This is a genomic window from Janthinobacterium sp. PSPC1-1 (genome assembly GCF_049897625.1).
Taxonomy (GTDB): domain Bacteria; phylum Pseudomonadota; class Gammaproteobacteria; order Burkholderiales; family Burkholderiaceae_D; genus Janthinobacterium; species Janthinobacterium tructae.
Window position 1 is genome coordinate 234260 of the sequence record NZ_JAFCWP010000001.1, and the last position, 17263, is coordinate 251522.

Here is a 17263-nt window from a genome sequence, read left to right on the forward strand (position 1 = left end):
AAGAAACAAACCCAAGGGCAAATACCGGGGTCGGACCCTGAGGGTCCGACCCCAGCTTTTCATCTTTTTGGGTGAAAGCAAGCATAACAAGATAGAGAGGCAAGCCATGCGCTTATTGCTGGTAGAAGACGACACGATGATCGGCGAGGTGGTGCTCGATTTGCTGCGCGCCGAGCACTATGCGGTGGACTGGGTCAAGGACGGCGACATGGCCGATACGGCCCTGCAGACGCAAACCTATGACCTGGTGCTGCTGGACCTGGGCTTGCCGCGCAAGGATGGCCTCGACGTGCTGCGCTCGATGCGTTTGCGCAAGCTCGATACCCCGGTGCTGGTGGCCACGGCGCGCGACGCCGTCGAGCAGCGCATCGCGGGCCTCGACGCGGGCGCCGACGATTACGTCTTGAAGCCGTATGATCTCGACGAACTGCTGGCGCGCATCCGTGCCCTGCTGCGGCGCGCCTCGGGCCGTCCGGAACCGATCTTCGAACACCAGGGCGTCTCCATCAATCCGCTGACGCGCGAAGTGATCGCCGAGGGCCATCCCGTCAACCTGTCGGCGCGCGAATGGGCCGTGCTGGAAGCCTTGATCGCGCGCCCCGGCATCGTGCTGTCGCGCGCGCAGCTGGAAGAAAAGCTGTACAGCTGGAAGGATGAAGTCAACAGCAATGCCGTGGAAGTGTATATCCACGGCTTGCGCAAGAAGCTGGGCAGCGACTTGATCCAGAATGTGCGCGGCCTCGGCTACATGGTGCCCAAGGCATGAGGATGAAGGTCACGGTGACGCACTCGCTGCGCGGCCGCCTGCTGTGGTTTTTGTTGGCGGCCATCATCATGGCTGCCCTGGCGCAGGCATCGATCGCCTACCGCAGCGCCCTGTACGACGCCGACCAGATCTTCGATTATCACATGCAGCAGATGGCCCTGTCGCTGCGCTCCGGCGCGCCGCTGGCCAACCATGCGCAAGCCTTGCCGGCCGACCCCGTCAACAACGACATGGTGGTGCAGGTGTGGACGCCCGACGGCGTGCAGGTGTTCCGCTCGATCACGCGCGCGGAACTGCCGCAGCGCGCCGTTCTGGGCTTTTCGAATGTGAAGGCGAACGGCACGACTTACCGCATCTTCTCCGTGCAAACCAGTTCCCAGACCGTGCAGATCGCGCAGGACATGGCCGTGCGCAAGCGCATGGCCGGCAGCCTGGCGCTGCGCACGGTCGGTCCCATCGCGCTGATGGCGCCTATCCTGATGCTGGTGGTGTGGTGGGTCGTCAGCGGTTCGCTGGCGCCCGTCTCGCGCGTGCGCAAGCAGGTGGCGGCGCGCCAGGCGGACGATTTATCTCCCGTCTCGGAAGCGGGCTTGCCCGACGAAGTGCGCCCCCTGGTGCATGAATTGAACCTGCTGTTCGGGCGCGTCAAAACGGCGTTCGACGCGCAGCAGCACTTTGTTGCCGACGCCGCGCATGAATTGCGCACGCCGCTGGCGGCCCTGAAGCTGCAGGTACTCAGCCTGGAGCGGGCCGAATCGGAAGAAAAACGCAGCCTGGCCATTTCCCGCGTGAGCGCCGGCATCGAGCGGGCCACGCGCCTGGTCGAGCAGTTGCTGGTGCTGGCCCGTCAGGAAGCGAGCGCCGCCAGCGGCGACCAGCTGCAGGCGGTGGACTTGAACGACGTCGTCAAGCGGGCGCTGGGCGACATGGCCGGCATCGCGCAGGCGCGCAAGATCGACCTGGGCCTGCATCACATGGACCCGGCCAAGGTGGCGGGGCAGGCCGATGCGCTCAACATCATGCTGCGCAATCTGGTTGACAACGCCATCAAGTACACGCCGCAGGGCGGCACGGTCGATATCGACCTGCGCGCCAGCCCCGTCGGCGTGACCTTGTCCGTGGAAGACAACGGCCCCGGCATCCCGCCCGAGGAGCGCGAACGTGTCTTCAGCCGCTTCTACCGCGTGCCCGGCACGGACGCCAACGGCAGCGGCCTGGGGCTGGCCATCATCAAGGCCATCGCCGAACGCCATGGCGCGCGCCTGGTGCTGGACAAATCCGAGCGCCTGGGCGGCCTGTGCGTGCGCGTGGAATTCCCGCAAGCGGAGAAAAGAGCGTTTTGATCATGATCTTTGGCATGTTGCATTGACGCGCGCGCCGTGGCCCTATATTGTCTGCGAAACAAGCAGAACCAGACCACGGAGCGCACATGCAGAGAATCGGATTTTCAGGAACCCTCGACCCCATCACCAATGGCCACATGTGGGTGATCGGCGAAGCGCGTTCGCTCGCCGACGAGGTGATCGTCTTCCTGTCGCAAAACCCCGCCAAGAAGCCGCAGTTCCCGGCCGAAGACCGCAAGCGCATCATCGAGCAGAGCGCGCGCGAGTGCGGCTGGGAGAATGTGCAAGTGGTCATCGTCAAGGGCGACTACACGGCGCGCGCGGCGAAAAAGCATGGCTGCGACTACCTGATCCGCGGCATCCGCACGACGGCCGATTTCGACTATGAAAACCTGATCCAGCAAACCAATGTGGACGTGCTGCAGGGCGCCAAGACGATTTTCGTCATGCCGCCGCGCGACCTCGGCTCCGTCAGCTCCAGCTTCGTCAAGGCGCTGGAAGGCCCGGTGGGCTGGAACTGGACCATGAAAAAATTCGTCCCCGGCCCGGCCTACCAGGCGTGGATACTCGACTGCCTGCGCAAGGAGTGGGAAGCGCTGTGGCATTACGCCACCGCTTCGCAAGCCGACATCGCGCTGGCGGATCACTGGTTCGCCTACCTGACGGGACCGCAGGCATATGGCGGCACGGACCGCCACTATCACAACCTCGATCACCTGGTGCACGGCCTGTCCGAAATCCGCGTGTGGGCCGACAATACCTATGCACCCAAACGCGACAGCGCGCTGGTCAAGAAGGCCTTCTGGTTCCACGACGCCGTCTACAGCCATGACGACGAGGCCCTGTATTCCAGCGAAGAGGCGAGCGCCCAGCTGTGGCTGGCCAGCGGCCTCGATGCGGGGGATAACCTCGATGTGGCGCAATTGATACGCGCCACCGACCATTTCCAGGGGCCCGGCATCAGCCACGCGCTGAAGGACGCCATGCTCAGCGCCGACCTGGCCATCCTGGGGCAGGATGAAGAGGTATATCACGCCTACACGCAAGCCATCGGCCTTGAATACGCGCATGTGGACCCCGTGCGCTTCAACCAGCAGCGAAGCCTGGCACTGCAGCATTTATGCAGCAAGGCGCAGGCGGGCCAGCTGTTTGGCGATGCGTATTTCGCCGATCAGTACAACGCGCGGGCGATTGAAAACATGCAGAAGGAGATCGCGGCGCTGGCCGGTTGATGGCCGTCAGGCGCTGGCGGCGGCATGCGCCAGCGCATCGTCCAGCCGGTCGTTGCCCCAGAATAGTTCACCGTCACTGATGAAGCTGGGCGCGCCGAACAGGTTTAACGCTTGCGCCTGTTCAGTCTGGCGGCGCAGGCGCTGCTTGTTGTCCTGTGTCAAAGCCAGCGCCAGGATGGCGCGTGCATCGAGGCCCAGCTCCTCCAACACCTCGCTGACGGCCTCGAGGTTGTCGATATCGCGGTCTGTGGCAAAATTCATCGTCATCATGCGGCGCGCAAACGGCGCAATCCAGCCCTGGTCCGCGCCGACCAGCGCCACGCGCATGGGCAGCAGGGCCGTGCGGGGGAAGGAGCTCGGTTGCTGCCATGGCAATGCGTACTTTTCGCACTGGCGCGCCATGTCGCGCCACGTGTAGTCACCCTTGAGTTTTTGCAAGACGAACGGCGAGGTCTCCCATCCCAGCGCCTTGAAGACGACGCCCAGCAGGAAGGGTTTCCAGATGACCTGCACCTTTTTTTCACGCGCCAGCGCTTCGATGCGCATGGCGCTCAGGTAGCTGTAGTTGCTGCCGAAATCGAACCAGAATTCCAGTGTGGCCATGGTGTCTCATTCCATGTGGTGATGCTGCTTTCATCTTGCGCCAGGGCTCGACGGCATGACTGCAACGCCTGCCCTGACCCGTCACTCTAGCGGGCTGTGGTCGCCACCTTGGCGCGCGCCGCGTGCAGCTTCTTGAAGCTGTCGATCAGGCGCTGGTGCCGGTCCAGGCCTTCCAGTTGCATGCTGGTCGGGGTCAGGCCGAAGAAGCGCACGCTGCCGTCCACCGAGCCCAGCACCGCGTCCATACGTTCGTCGCCAAACATGCGGCGGAAATTGACGACGTAATCGTCCAGCTCCAGCTCGTCATCGAGTTCCACTTCCAGCACCACGTTCAAGGCTTGATAGAACAGTTTGCGCTCGAGCGTGTTGTCGTTGTACTGCAGGAAGGTTTCCACCAGCTCTTTTGCTTCCTCGAATTGCTGCAAGGCGAGATGAATCAGCAGCTTCAATTCCAAGGTCGTCAGCTGGCCCCACACCGTGTTTTCGTCAAACTCGATGCCGATCAGGGTGGCGATGTCGCCGTACTCGTCGAGCTCGCTGTTTTCCAGACGCTCGAGCAGATCTTCCAGGCTGGCATCGTCCAGCGTATGCAGGTTCAGGATGTCGGCGCGGAACAGCAGCGCCTTGTTGGTGTTGTCCCAGATTAAATCCTCAACGGGATACACTTCCGAATAACCGGGCACGAGGATGCGGCAGGCGGTGGCGCCCAGCTGGTCGTACTCGGCCGTGTAGACTTCCTTGCCCATGCCGGCGAGGATGCCGAACAGGGTTGCCGCTTCCTCGGCATTCGAGTTCTCTCCGTGGCCGGAAAAATCCCACTCGACAAAATCGTAATCGGCCCTGGCGCTGAAGAAGCGCCACGAGACGATGCCGCTGGAATCGATGAAGTGTTCGACGAAGTTGTTCGGTTCGGTGACGGCTTCGCTGGCAAACGTCGGCTGCGGCAAGTCGTTGAGGCCCTCAAAGCTGCGGCCCTGCAGCAATTCCGTCAGGCTGCGCTCGAGCGCCACTTCCAGGCTAGGGTGCGCGCCGAACGAGGCGAACACGCCGCCCGTGCGCGGGTTCATCAGGGTGACGCACATCACCGGGTACACGCCGCCCAGCGACGCATCTTTGACCAGTACGGGAAAGCCTTGCTCTTCCAGGCCCCGGATGCCGGCCAGGATGCCGGGATACTTCGCCAGCACGTCCTGCGGCACGTCGGGCAGGGCGATCTCGCCTTCGAGGATTTCGCGCTTCACGGCCCGCTCAAAAATTTCCGACAGACATTGCACCTGCGCTTCGACCAGGGTATTGCCGGCGCTCATGCCATTGCTGACGTACAGGTTTTCGATCAGGTTCGAGGGGAAATACACGACCTCGCCATCGGAATGGCGCACATACGGCAGCGAGCAGATGCCGCGCTCCGCATTGCCGGAGTTGGTGTCGACCAGGTGCGAGCCGCGCAGCTCGCCATCGGGGTTGTAGATCTCCAGGCTGTACGCATCGAGGATTTCCTTCGGCAGCGCATCCTTGCGGCCCGGCTTGAACCAGCGCTCGTTCGGGTAATGAACAAAGTCCGCGTTGGCGATGTCTTCACCCCAGAACGATCCGGCGTAGAAATGGTTGTTGCTGAGGCGCTCGATATACTCGCCCAGGGCCGACGCCAGCGCGCTTTCCTTGGTCGCGCCCTTGCCGTTGGTAAAGCACATCGGCGAGTGCGCATCGCGGATATGCAGCGACCACACGTTGGGAATGATGTTGCGCCACGAGGCGATTTCAATCTTGATGCCCAGGCCCGCCAGCAGGCCCGACATATTGGCGATGGTCTGTTCCAGCGGCAAATCCTTGCCCACGATATAGGTGCTGGCTTCGCCGGTCGGATTGAGCATCAGCAAGGATTGCGCATCGGCGTCCAGGTTCGCGACTTCTTCAATGACGAATTCTGGCCCCGCTTGCACTACTTTTTTCACCGTGCAACGGTCGATCGAGCGCAGGATGCCCTGGCGGTCCTTGGCCGAGATATCGGCCGGCAACTCGACCTGGATCTTGAAAATCTGCTGGTAACGGTTTTCCGGATCGACGATATTGTTTTGCGACAGGCGGATATTTTCAGTGGAAATATTGCGCGTATCGCAATACAACTTCACGAAGTATGCCGCGCAGAGTGCCGATGATGCCAAAAAGTAATCGAACGGGCCAGGCGCCGAACCATCGCCTTTATAGCGGATGGGCTGGTCGGCGATGACGGTAAAATCGTCGAACTTGGCTTCGAGACGCAGCTTGTCGAGAAAGTTGACTTTAATTTCCATGAGGTAATCCAATACTGTGCTTATGAGTTAGGCGCTATTATCCGTGCTTTCTGCCGCAGGGCAAACATTGTTCACTGCGGCTGTGCTGGCCGGGGTAATGAAACAGACTGATAAATGTACGAGGTGATCTGACTACATGCGAATAACACTGATGCGTCACGGCGAGCCCAGACTCGCCAAGGGGGGCTGGATAGCGCCCATGCAAATGGACGAGTGGATTGATCGCTACAACCAATCGCTCATCAAGGACAATGGCATACCTGCCGAGTGCGCCATGGCAGCACTATCGGCGTCGACTATCGTGGCCAGCACGGCACCGAGGGCATGCTCGTCGGCCAGGGCACTGGGTGACTTGCCGTTCATGCAAGAGGCGATTTTCACCGAGGCCGGGCTGCCTTTTGCGCTCTGGAGAGCACCTTGGCTGCCGCCTGCAGCCTGGGCGGCGATTTTTCGCCTGCTCTGGTTGTTCGGTTATGCGCGCGGAGCCGATTCGCTGACGCTAAGCCGGCGGCGCGCCAGGATTGCCGCCGAGCGGCTTGTTGCGCTGGCCGCCAGCGGGCCTGTGCTGCTGGTCGGACATGGCATCATGAATCGCCTGATCGGCAAGGAGTTGCAGGCATTGGGTTGGCTTGCCCGCAACAGGCAAGGCAGCCGGTACTGGAGCATGGGCGTGTATGAGCTGTGAAACTGATGGGGGCGTGGATCGATACAATAGATGTTGATGTTGTCGAAACGCTTGGACCTTCCCATTGCGAAGGTCAGCGTCATCAATAAAGAAGGCCGTGCCGATGCAAATCTCCATGAATGATGTGATCACTGAGCAAGAAGTGATAGCCATCTACAAGGCCAATCACTGGTCGTCCGCAGAAAAACCCAAAGAACTGATGGCCGCGCTGCGCAATTCCCACAGCCTTGTGACGGCCCGCGCAGATGGCAAATTGATTGGCATCGGCAATGCCATTTCCGATGGCCATCTGGTTGTTTACTTCCCGCATATGCTTGTCGATCCACTGGCGCAAGGACAAGGCGTGGGCAGGAGGATGATGGCTGCCATGCTGGAAAAATACACGGGGTTTCACCAGCAAATGCTGACAGCGGACGGCAAGGCCATCGCGTTCTACGAATCCATGGGCTTCGTGCGCGCAGGGAAAACAGAGCCCATGTGGATCTATGCAGGCGATGAGCACTGAATGGTGATGCCGACATAAAACACAGCGGCTGCCCATGCTGGCGCAGCCGCTGTGTTTATGCGAAGAGTCCGTTCAGATCAGAACTTCACCCACAAGCGGCCAAAGTAGGATGCGCCGTTCAGGCCGAACTGTACGCTGTCGTATTTGAAGCCGTTATCCGTTTCGTCCGCGTTCTGCGTGGTGGGCTTGACGTTGAAGATGTTGTTGCCGCCAAAGGTCAGTTTGGTATTTTTATTGATGCTGTAGGTGAAGCTCAGGTCGGCGGACGTCTTGGCCGCGTAGCGGGCGTTCGGTACGCCTTCAGCCGTGCCGCTGAAGGTGCCCAGGGTTTGCGGGCCAAAGTAGATGATGCGCAGGTCCGATTCCAGCTTGCCCGTGATGTAGTCGAAGCCCAGGGTGGCTTTCGCGCGGGGGCCGCCCTGTTCGATGAACAGGCGTTCGCGCTCGGACAGCAAGACATCCTCGAAGCCCGTCAGCGAGGCGGGCGTCTTGACTTTCGTCACTTCCGTTTTGCTCAAGTTCAAGGCCAGGAAGGTGTTCAGGCGGTTGCCGGCCAGTTCACCCTTATGCGAGGCCGTCAGGTCCAGTCCCCGCGTGCGCGTGTCGATGGAGTTGACGAAGAATTGCGCCTCGCCCACGCCCAACAGGGCCAGGCGCGCCGCCAGGTCGGGATAGTTGTCGGCATTGAAGCGGCCCGACAGCACGATGCGGTCCTTGATCTTGATATTGTATAAGTCGGCCGTGACGGAAATGGCTTGCGTCGGCGTCCAGGTGGTGCCGAATGTAAAGCTGGTGGATTTTTCCTCTTTCAACTTGGGAATGCCTGCTGCGTTGGCGACGGCGCCGCCATTGGGGGCCAGTACCACGTCCGTGGGCACGCCGCCGATGAAGTCGGTGAAGGTGGACGAGAAATACACTTGCTGCAATGACGGCGCGCGGAAGCCCGTACTGGCCGAGCCGCGCAGCAGCACATTCGGTGCCACTTTATAGCTGGCGGCCAGCTTGCCCGTCACGGTGGAGCCGAAGTCGCTGAATTTTTCATAGCGCAAAGCCGCCTGGGTTTTCAGGCGATCCGTCCAGTCCAGTTCCACGTCGCCATATGCGGCGATGCTGTGGCGTTTGGCCTTGGTCACGTCGCCTGGCTGGAAGCCGGGAAAGCCCTGGCTGCCCGCATTGCCGCCCACGCCCACGCCGTCGGCGTCGCTGTAGGAGCCCGGTTCGCCGGCCATGATCTTGTATTCCTCGCTGCGGTATTCGGCGCCGAAGGCCACGTTCATGCCGCTCATCACCGTGTCGTAATAGCGGCTGAAATCGGCGTTGCTGGTCAGTTGCTGGAACGAGAAGCCGCCCGCGTCGTAGCTGCTGGCGCTGATGCCCTTGCCACCGTTCATCAGGTCAAGATTGGCGATCGAGGCGTTCAAGGTGTGGCTGATGTCATAGCGCATCTTGTTGTAGCCATAGGTTTGCGAAAAGTCAGCATGCCATTCGCCGATCTGGCTGCGGTGGCCGACGGTGGCGTACTGGTCATCGATCTTGCCGTTAATGAACGGTACGAAACCATTTGGATACATGGCGGCCGAATTGCGCGACGGAATGTCGTCGCTGCCGATGCCACCCCGGCCGAATGCGGCGCTGGACGCGTCACGCGTCTGCGCGCCGGCCGTGAAGTACAGTTTGCCCGTGCTGCTGGTGGCGTAGTCGCCATTCAGGTACAGCGTCTTGTTTTGCGACTTGGTGTCGCCGATGATGCGCATGCTGTCCGCGTCGGCCCGGTTCGAACGGCCCCGGTCCAGGTATTCGCCCGTGATGGCGATGACGCCCTTGTCGCCCAGCGCGATGCCGCAGTAGGCGGAGGTCATGTAATTCTTGCCGTCGCCTTCGGAATACTGGCTGTAGCCGGCCACCGCTTCGCAACCCAGGCTTTTCTTCAGTTCGATGTCGATCACGCCGGCAATGGCGTCCGAGCCGTACTGGGCGGCGGCGCCATCGCGCAGCACTTGCACGTTCTTGATCGCCAACAAGGGAATCGCATTCATGTCCGTGCCCGTATTGCCGCGGTTGCGCGCGCCGAACAGGTTGACCAGGGCCGTCGTGTGGCGCCGTTTGCCGTTCACCAGCACCAGGGTCTGGTCGGAGCCGAGGCCGCGCAGGGCGGCTGAATCGACCAGGTCGGCCCCGTCGGCGCCCGTCTGGCGCGTGGAGTTGAACGAGGGCGAGATGTATTGCAGCGATTGCGCCAGGTCAAACTGACCGCCTTGCTCGGCGACCCTGGACATCGGAATGATATCGACCGGCACCATGGTGTCGGTGGCGGAGCTGGCGACCCGGCGCGAGCCGACCACGCTGACCGTTTGCACGGGACCGTCCGTGGCTCCCGCTTCCGTGGACTGGGCCATGGCGGCGGGAGTGAAGGCGGCCAGGGCGGCGCTGCCGTACAGGCTGATGAGGACGGCTTTACGCAAGGTGGTGAGGGTCGGCACGCAGTATCTCCAAGTGGTATTGTGACTTGATTCTAGTGCCATCATTTCAGCATTCACCAGCGATACTTTGTTTTGTTATTACAAATTGGTTGTAACTGTTGTTTCCTGGTTGATTATCTTTTGGTTGCTGCCCGGCTTGCCCTGTACTGGTGCAGCATGCCCCATTCAGGTGCTGCGTTGCACCATGCCGCCCACCCAGATTGCCTGCGCGCTGTATTGCACCTCGATCAGACACGGTTGCTGCGTCACGTGGCCCTGATGCAGGCGCAGCGACTGTTGTCGGTGCGCTGACAGCGCGCCCGCCGCCACGCCCGTGGCGCTGTCTTCCAGTGCCGGGTCGAGGTGGTTGAAGTTGCGCCCCTCGTATTCGCTCTCGCCCGTGCGGCAATACGCATAGCAGCCATTGACCTGATGCAAGGCACTCCAGTCGGCGATCAGCTCCAGGTTCGGCCGCAGCGCGCGCAGGGTGGTGCTGTCGGCCACTTCCAGCAGCAGTTTCGGGCTGCCGACGGAGGCGATGACGGGCGGCGACAGCAAGTGCATGTGCTGGCCCATGAGTTCGGACGGCACATATTTTTCCAGCATGACGGCAGGCGCCGGCTGCGGCGCCAGGCCGATGAATAGATCGGCTGCGCGGCGCACCAGCTGCAAGGCTTGCCCGCGCATGGCCGTCGTCACCGTCAAGCCTGCCGGGTCGCAGGGTTCCGTGAGCAGCACATGCGCGGCCGCCAGGGTGGCGTGCAGGCACAGGGGGCTGCGCGTGTGCGGATAAAAATAGTCAAGCACGATGCCGCCGTCCGCTTGCCGGTCGATGAAGACGCAGGCGCTCACTTGCCGCTCGCGGGCGAATTGCTGGCGCGCCGTTTCGCTGCCGTGGTCGTTTTCCACGACCAGCGCCGCATTGCCGCCACCGGGTGCGGCGCCGAAACATTTTAATAAGTGGACGATCATGGCGGTCGATGCGAAAGGTAAAACACCAGCATAAACGATAAGCCCGATTCCAGATAAGTATAATAGACTGTGTTTATATACAGTATTGAGGTGGATCATGTGGGGCGCAGTCTTACCCGAGTATGCTGAGTTGTACTGCCTGAGTAACTTCAGCTTCCTGCATGGGGCCTCGCATGCGGAAGAGCTGGTGGCGCGCGCAGTCCAGCTCGGCTATAAGGGGCTGGCCATCACCGACGAGTGTTCGCTGGCCGGCGTCGTGCGCGCCCATGCGGTAGCCAAGCGGGCCGGCTTTCCCCTGATCATCGGCGCGCATTTTCATTTGACGCGGGCCGACGGCGGCGCGGCCCTGTCCCTGCTGGCGCTGGTGCGCGATATCGATGGTTACGGCAACTTGTCGGAACTGATCACCATGGCGCGCACGCGGGCGGCCAAGGGGCGCTATCTGCTGACGCCCGATGATTTCAGCGCGCCATCGGCGCAGTTTGCCCATTTGCGGGGGCTGCCCGGCTGCCTGATGATCTTGCTGCCCAGCTATCCGGCCCAGCCGGAAAGCGTGCGCGCGCAGGGTGCGTGGATGGCGTCCACCTTTGGCAGCGAGCGCAGCTGGATCGGCCTGAATTTGCTGCAGCGGGCGCAGGACGACGCGCACCGCAGTGCCGTGCAAGAGGTAGCGCAGGCGCTGGGCTTGCCCGTGGTGGCCGTCGGCCATGTGTGCATGCACGTGCGCTCGCGTAAACCGTTGCTCGACACCCTGTGTGCCATCCGCGTGGGTAAACCCGTGGGCGAGTGCGGCTATGCGCTGGCGCAAAATGCGGAGCAGCATCTGCGTGCGCGCTTGCGCCTGGCCAATGTGTATCCGCCGCAAGCGCTGGCGGAAACCGTGCGCATCGCGGGGCTGTGCACGTTCTCCCTCGACAGCTTGCGTTATGACTATCCCGACGAGCTGGTGCCGCACGGTCACACGCCGGCGACCTATTTGCGCGAGGAAACCTATGCGGGCGCGCGCATCCGCTTTCCATTGGGTATTCCCGCCAACGTGCAGCAGCAGATCGAGCAGGAACTGGAACTGATCGCCGAGCTGTCGTATGAAGCGTACTTTTTGACCGTGTATGACATCGTGCGCTTTGCGCGGTCGCAAAACATCCTGTGCCAGGGGCGGGGCTCGGCCGCCAATTCGGCCGTCTGCTATTGCCTGCAAATTACAGCAGTGGACCCGGCGCGCGGCAATTCGCTGGTCGGGCGCTTCATGTCGCGCGAGCGCAACGAGCCGCCCGACATCGACGTCGATTTCGAGCACCAGCGGCGCGAAGAGGTCATTCAATATATCTATAGCAAATATGGCCGCGAGCGGGCCGCGCTGGCGGCCGTGGTGATCAGCTACCGGCCCAAGAGCGCTTTGCGCGACAGCGGCCGGGCGCTGGGGATCGACCTGGCCATCGTGGAAAAGGTGGCCAAGGCGCATCGCTGGTTCGACGGCAAGCACGATCTGCTGGAGCGCCTGGCCGAATGCGGGCTCGACCCGGAAGCGGCATTGTCGCAGCAGTGGGCCGGCTTGGCGCAGCAGTTGCTGGGTTTCCCCCGCCACCTGTCGCAGCATCCGGGCGGCTTTGTCATCGCTCAGGGGAAATTGTCGCGCCTGGTGCCGATTGAAAACGCCAGCATGGCCGAGCGTAGCGTCATCGAGTGGGACAAGAACGACCTCGAGGAGCTGGGCTTGATGAAGGTCGACGTGCTGGCGCTGGGCATGCTGTCGGCCTTGCGCCGCGCCCTGGAACTGGTGAGTGCGCGGCGCGGCGAGGAATTTCGTTTGCAGGATATTCCCGCCGAAGATCCCGCCACCTACGACATGATGTGCCAGGCGGACACCATCGGCGTGTTCCAGATCGAGTCGCGCGCGCAGATGAGCATGTTGCCGCGCCTGCGTCCGCGTGAATTCTATGACCTCGTCATCGAGGTGGCGCTGGTGCGTCCCGGCCCCATCCAGGGCGGCATGGTGCATCCGTATCTGCAGCGGCGCCAGCAGAAGGAAGCTGTGGTGTATCCGAAGGGCCTGGAAAAGGCGCTGGGACGCACCTTGGGCATCCCGATCTTCCAGGAGCAAGTGATGCAGGTGGCCATCATCGCCGCCGATTTCACGCCCGGCGAAGCGGATCAGTTGCGGCGTGCCATGGCTGCCTGGAAACGCAAGGGCGGCATGAACAATTACCATGACCGCATCGTCGATGCCATGGTCGACAATGGCTACGAGAAAGGTTTTGCCGAGGCCATCTTCAGCCAGATCGAGGGCTTTGGCGAATACGGTTTTCCCGAGTCGCACGCGGCCAGTTTTGCCCTGCTGACGTACGCCAGTTCCTGGCTGAAATGCCACGAACCGGCCGCCTTCCTGTGCGCCTTGCTCAACAGCCAGCCCATGGGTTTTTACAGCCCTTCGCAACTGGTGCAGGATGCCCGTCGGCATGGCGTGCAAGTGCTGCCCGTCGACGTGGCCGTCAGCGGCTGGGAAGCGGCATTGGAAGAAGAGATGGGTGCCGCGCCCGCCGTGCGCCTGGGCTTGAACAGCCTGTTCGGCATGCGCGCCGAGGCGGCCCGGCGCATCGAGGATGCGCGCGCCATCGCCGCTTTTCTTGACGTGGCCGACCTGGCCCGGCGTGGCGGCCTGGACCGTCATGATTTGCAGGTGCTCGCTGCCGGCAATGCGCTGCACGCGCTGGCTGGCCACCGGCGCGCAGCGCTATGGCAGGCGGCCGGCGCCGTGCCCGACAGGGATTTATTGCGTTCCACCACGCCGGAGGAAGACTTGCCCATGCTGGCCGCGCCGACGGAAGGCGAGGGCATCGTCAGCGATTACCGTTCGCAAGGCCTGACCCTGGGCCGCCACCCGCTGGCGCTGCTGCGCGCACAGTTGCTGGAGGAACGTTTTCTGCCCGCCGCGACGCTGGCCAGCTACACGCATGGCCAGCTGGCGCGCGCCTGCGGCATCGTCACCGTGCGCCAGCGGCCGGGCACGGCCAAGGGCGTGATCTTCATGACACTGGAAGACGAGACGGGCACGGTCAACGTCATCGTCTGGCCGGACCTGGTGGAAAGTCAGCGGCGCGAAGTGCTGAGCGCGCCGCTGCTGGGCGTGTATGGCGTGTGGCAAAGGGAGGGCATCGTGCGCAATCTGGTGGCCAAGCGCCTGGTCGACATGTCGCATTTGCTGGGGCGCTTGCGGACCAGCAGCCGGGATTTTTGTTGAGGCTTGTCAACATCGTCCAGACGATGGCATGATTATCATCATGCCTACTTTACCCGAACCGACATTGCGTCCCGCCCTGGTCGCCGACGCGCCCGCCATCGTTGCGCTGATCGACGACCTCATGCCTTTTCTGACCCTGCACCCCGATGGCGCGGGGGCGGAAAAGTTCATCGAACATTGCCGCCAGCCCGCCATCGAAAACTATCTGTCGCTGCCCAATTACGCCTACCAGCTCGCGCATATCGACGGCGAACTGGCCGGCGTGGTGGCCATGCGTGACAATACGCATCTGTTCCACATGTTCGTGCCGCGTGCCCTGCACCGGCGCGGCATGGCGCGCCGTTTGTGGCAGGCTGCCCGCGATGCGTCGCTGGCCAGGGGCGGCGTGACGGCATTTACCGTCAACTCCTCGGCCTACGCCTTGCCCCTGTATGAAAGCCTGGGCTTTGTCGCCACGGGACCGAAGGTGGAGACGGGCGGCATCGCGTTTGTGCCGATGCGCATGGCGTTGTAAAAATAACCCAACGGCAAGGACTGGGGTCGTACCCTGAGGGGGCATTTTTCCCAGTGGGGAAAATGCCGATCCCGAAGGGACCGACCTACCATCTGACAATCTTCCCTGGATTCATGAGGTTCTTCGGATCCAGCGCGTGTTTCACGGCGCGCATGGTGTCGATGGCGCCGACACCATGTTCTTCCACCAGGAAAACCATCTTGTGCATGCCCACGCCATGTTCTCCCGTGCAGGTGCCGTCCATGCCGATGGCGCGCGTGACCATGTCGCTGTTGACCTTTTCCGCGCGGGCGATGTCGGCCGGGTCATCGGGATCGACCAGCATCAGCACGTGGAAATTGCCGTCGCCCACATGGCCGATGATGGCGTAGACCAGACCCTGCGCTTCGCAATCGGCCTTGGTGGCGAGGATGCATTCGGCCAGGCGCGAAATGGGCACGCAGCAGTCGGTGGAAATGGCGCGGCTGCCAGGACGCATTTGCAGCAGGGCGAAATACGCGTTATGGCGCGCGGCCCACAGGCGCGAGCGGTCTTCGGGGCGGCTGGCCCATTCGAAATCGCTGGCGCCGTGTTCCGCCGTGATGGCTTGCACCAACTGCGCCTGCTCGGCCACGCTGGCCGGCGTGCCGTGGAATTCAAACAGCAACAGCGGCTTTTGCGGCAGCGCCATCTTGTCGTAGGCGTTGATGGCTTTCACGCCGTTTTCATCGAGAAACTCGACCCGCGCCACAGGAATACCCATCTGGATGGTCTGGATCACGGCGCTGACGGCTTCGCCCGTGCCGGGGAACGAGCACACGGCGGCCGAGATCGCTTCCGGCAGCGGGTACAGTTTCACCGTCACTTCCGTGATGATGCCCAAGGTTCCTTCGCTGCCAACAAACAAGCGCGTCAGGTCGTAGCCGGCCGACGATTTTTTCGCCCTGGTTCCCGTCTTGATGATGCGGCCATCGGCCGTCACCACCGTCAGGGCCAGCACGTTTTCGCGCATGGTGCCGTAGCGCACGGCGTTCGTGCCCGAGGCGCGCGTGGCCGCCATGCCACCCAGCGACGCATTGGCGCCCGGGTCGATGGGGAAGAACAGGCCCGTGTCGCGGATTTCCTCGTTCAGTTGCTTGCGCGTCACGCCCGCCTGCACGGTGGCCGTCAAGTCTTCAGCATGCACTGCTACCATCTGGTTCATTTGCGACAGATCAATCGTCACGCCGCCATGCAGGGCCAGCACATGGCCTTCGAGCGAGGTGCCGCTGCCATAGGCGATGACGGGCACGTCGTGTGCGCTGCACAGCTTCACGGCGGCCGCCACTTCCTCGGTGGAATGGGCGAAGATGACGGCATCGGGCAGCATGGGGGGATAGCTCGACTCGTCGCGGCCATGGTGTGCGCGCATGGCTTGCGTCATGGAAAAGCGGTCGGCAAAGATCAGGGAAAGTACGGCAGCAAGAGATTCTGGCAGCGGTTTTTTCAGTACCGCCAACTGGTCAGTTTGATTCACGCGAGTCCTCCGTTTTTTTTATTCTACTCCGCGCCCGGGGATTTCACCGAAGCAGCATATTGATTTTTTGCCAGTTGTAAAAAAATCCGCAGGGTTTGTCTTGCACTGGTTGTAAATGAGAATCATTTCTATTAAAATGCCCGCCAGTAGTTATTTTGCAATGCGCGCTTTACCCGAAAGGCCATGCCCATGAAATTCCCCCTGTTCCTCGCCGCCGTCCTGCCCGCCTGCGTGCTGGCGCTGAGCGCCTGCAGCAGTGTCGCACCCGCCACTGGCACGGCGGCCACCACGACCGCCGCGCCCGCTTCTGCGCAAGACGTGCGCCAGCTGGGCGAGATCGTCGACCTGCGCAGCGGCCAGCGCCTGAGCGCCGATCAATTGCTGGCCCAGCTGGCCGCCGCGCCGCGCGTGATCGTCGGCGAACAGCATGACCAGCTCAGCCATCACCGGATCGAGCAATGGCTGCTGCAGCAATTGCAGGGCCAGCGTCCGCAAGGCAGCGTGCTGCTGGAAATGCTGAATCCGGACCAGCAAGCCAAGGTGGACAAGGTCAAGCCGTGGCTGCAGACGGACCCCGTCGTACGTCCCGAACACGTGGCCGAACTGCTGGCCTGGCAACCGAGCTGGAAGTGGGCGCAATATGGCGACCTGGTCATGACCGTGATGCGCGCGCCGTATCCCGTCTGGTCGGCCAACCTGGACCGCAGCGAGATCAAGCAACTGTTCGTCGACCAGCCAGCCGTGCAGGGCAAGCATTCGAACCTGGCCAACGATGGCAAGGTGCATGACAAACTGAAAGACATCATCCGCGTCATGCACGACAACCAGATTGACGCACCGCGCCTGGCCGCCATGCTGTCGGTGCAGCAGCAGCGCGACCGCCGCATGGCCGAGCGTCTGCTGGCCGCGCCCGCGCCGGCCATGCTGATCGCCGGCGCCTACCATGCGCACAAGGACCTGGGGGTGCCGCTGCACGTGCAGGACTTGACGGGCGGACCGGCGCCGCTGGTGCTGGTGCTGGCGCAGCGCGGCGCCACGGTGCTGGCGCCGCAGGCGGACTTTGTCTGGTTCACGCCGGCAATGCCTGCCGTTGCCAGCGCCAAATAATTCATTGCATCTCCGCCGGGCGTTCTGCTCGGCACTCTTCCCCAGCAAGCTTC

General features: G+C 62.4%; 13 protein-coding genes. 8 read left to right on the forward strand and 5 right to left on the reverse strand.

Features of this window, described 5'->3' with window-relative positions:
* The first annotated feature begins 106 nt into the window (after positions 1–106).
* The 3 genes from ACP7EG_RS01120 (at position 107) to coaD (ending at position 3341) form a co-directional block, all read left to right on the forward strand.
* On the forward strand, positions 107–766 hold the full coding sequence (locus ACP7EG_RS01120; RefSeq protein ID WP_010400558.1) for a response regulator: 660 nt from the start codon (positions 107–109) through the stop codon (positions 764–766).
* A 2-nt stretch (positions 767–768) separates the two neighbouring features.
* Positions 769–2109 (forward strand): ATP-binding protein, encoded by a 1341-nt coding sequence (locus ACP7EG_RS01125; protein WP_071075926.1) that lies wholly within the window; start codon positions 769–771, stop codon positions 2107–2109.
* Between the two features lie 86 nt (positions 2110–2195).
* Positions 2196–3341 (forward strand): pantetheine-phosphate adenylyltransferase, encoded by a 1146-nt coding sequence (gene coaD, locus ACP7EG_RS01130; RefSeq protein ID WP_426086077.1) that lies wholly within the window; start codon positions 2196–2198, stop codon positions 3339–3341.
* A 6-nt stretch (positions 3342–3347) separates the two neighbouring features.
* On the opposite strand, the gene ACP7EG_RS01135 is transcribed toward coaD, so the two are convergent.
* A complete protein-coding gene (locus ACP7EG_RS01135) occupies positions 3348–3944 on the reverse strand; it encodes a 2-hydroxychromene-2-carboxylate isomerase (protein ID WP_426086078.1) in 597 nt (198 codons plus the stop codon).
* Between the two features lie 86 nt (positions 3945–4030).
* Entirely contained in the window at positions 4031–6235 is a 2205-nt protein-coding gene (locus ACP7EG_RS01140) for an OsmC domain/YcaO domain-containing protein (protein WP_426086079.1), read from the reverse strand.
* A gap of 199 nt (positions 6236–6434) precedes the next feature.
* Between ACP7EG_RS01140 and ACP7EG_RS01145 the strand changes: the two genes are divergently transcribed.
* Entirely contained in the window at positions 6435–6920 is a 486-nt protein-coding gene (locus ACP7EG_RS01145) for a hypothetical protein (protein WP_426086080.1), read from the forward strand.
* 115 nt (positions 6921–7035) lie between these two features.
* A complete protein-coding gene (locus ACP7EG_RS01150) occupies positions 7036–7425 on the forward strand; it encodes a GNAT family N-acetyltransferase (protein WP_426086081.1) in 390 nt (129 codons plus the stop codon).
* Between the two features lie 77 nt (positions 7426–7502).
* Here ACP7EG_RS01150 and ACP7EG_RS01155 read toward each other — a convergent pair whose 3' ends face one another.
* Positions 7503–9905 (reverse strand): TonB-dependent receptor plug domain-containing protein, encoded by a 2403-nt coding sequence (locus ACP7EG_RS01155; RefSeq protein ID WP_426086082.1) that lies wholly within the window; start codon positions 9903–9905, stop codon positions 7503–7505.
* Between the two features lie 165 nt (positions 9906–10070).
* Entirely contained in the window at positions 10071–10856 is a 786-nt protein-coding gene (locus tag ACP7EG_RS01160) for a PhzF family phenazine biosynthesis protein (RefSeq protein WP_426086083.1), read from the reverse strand.
* A gap of 97 nt (positions 10857–10953) precedes the next feature.
* Between ACP7EG_RS01160 and ACP7EG_RS01165 the strand changes: the two genes are divergently transcribed.
* A complete protein-coding gene (locus ACP7EG_RS01165) occupies positions 10954–14094 on the forward strand; it encodes an error-prone DNA polymerase (protein WP_426086084.1) in 3141 nt (1046 codons plus the stop codon).
* A gap of 40 nt (positions 14095–14134) precedes the next feature.
* Positions 14135–14608 carry a GNAT family N-acetyltransferase gene (locus tag ACP7EG_RS01170; RefSeq protein ID WP_426086085.1) on the forward strand — a complete coding sequence of 158 codons (474 nt, stop codon included), beginning with the start codon at positions 14135–14137 and terminating at the stop codon, positions 14606–14608.
* 85 nt (positions 14609–14693) lie between these two features.
* Here the strand turns inward: ACP7EG_RS01170 and ACP7EG_RS01175 are convergent, their stop codons facing one another.
* On the reverse strand, positions 14694–16103 hold the full coding sequence (locus ACP7EG_RS01175) for an FAD-binding oxidoreductase (RefSeq protein WP_426086086.1): 1410 nt from the start codon (positions 16101–16103) through the stop codon (positions 14694–14696).
* 189 nt (positions 16104–16292) lie between these two features.
* On the opposite strand from ACP7EG_RS01175, the gene ACP7EG_RS01180 reads away from it, so the two are divergent.
* Positions 16293–17210: a ChaN family lipoprotein gene (locus tag ACP7EG_RS01180; RefSeq protein ID WP_426086087.1), complete on the forward strand. Its 918-nt coding sequence runs from the start codon at positions 16293–16295 to the stop codon at positions 17208–17210.
* Positions 17211–17263: the final 53 nt, after the last annotated feature.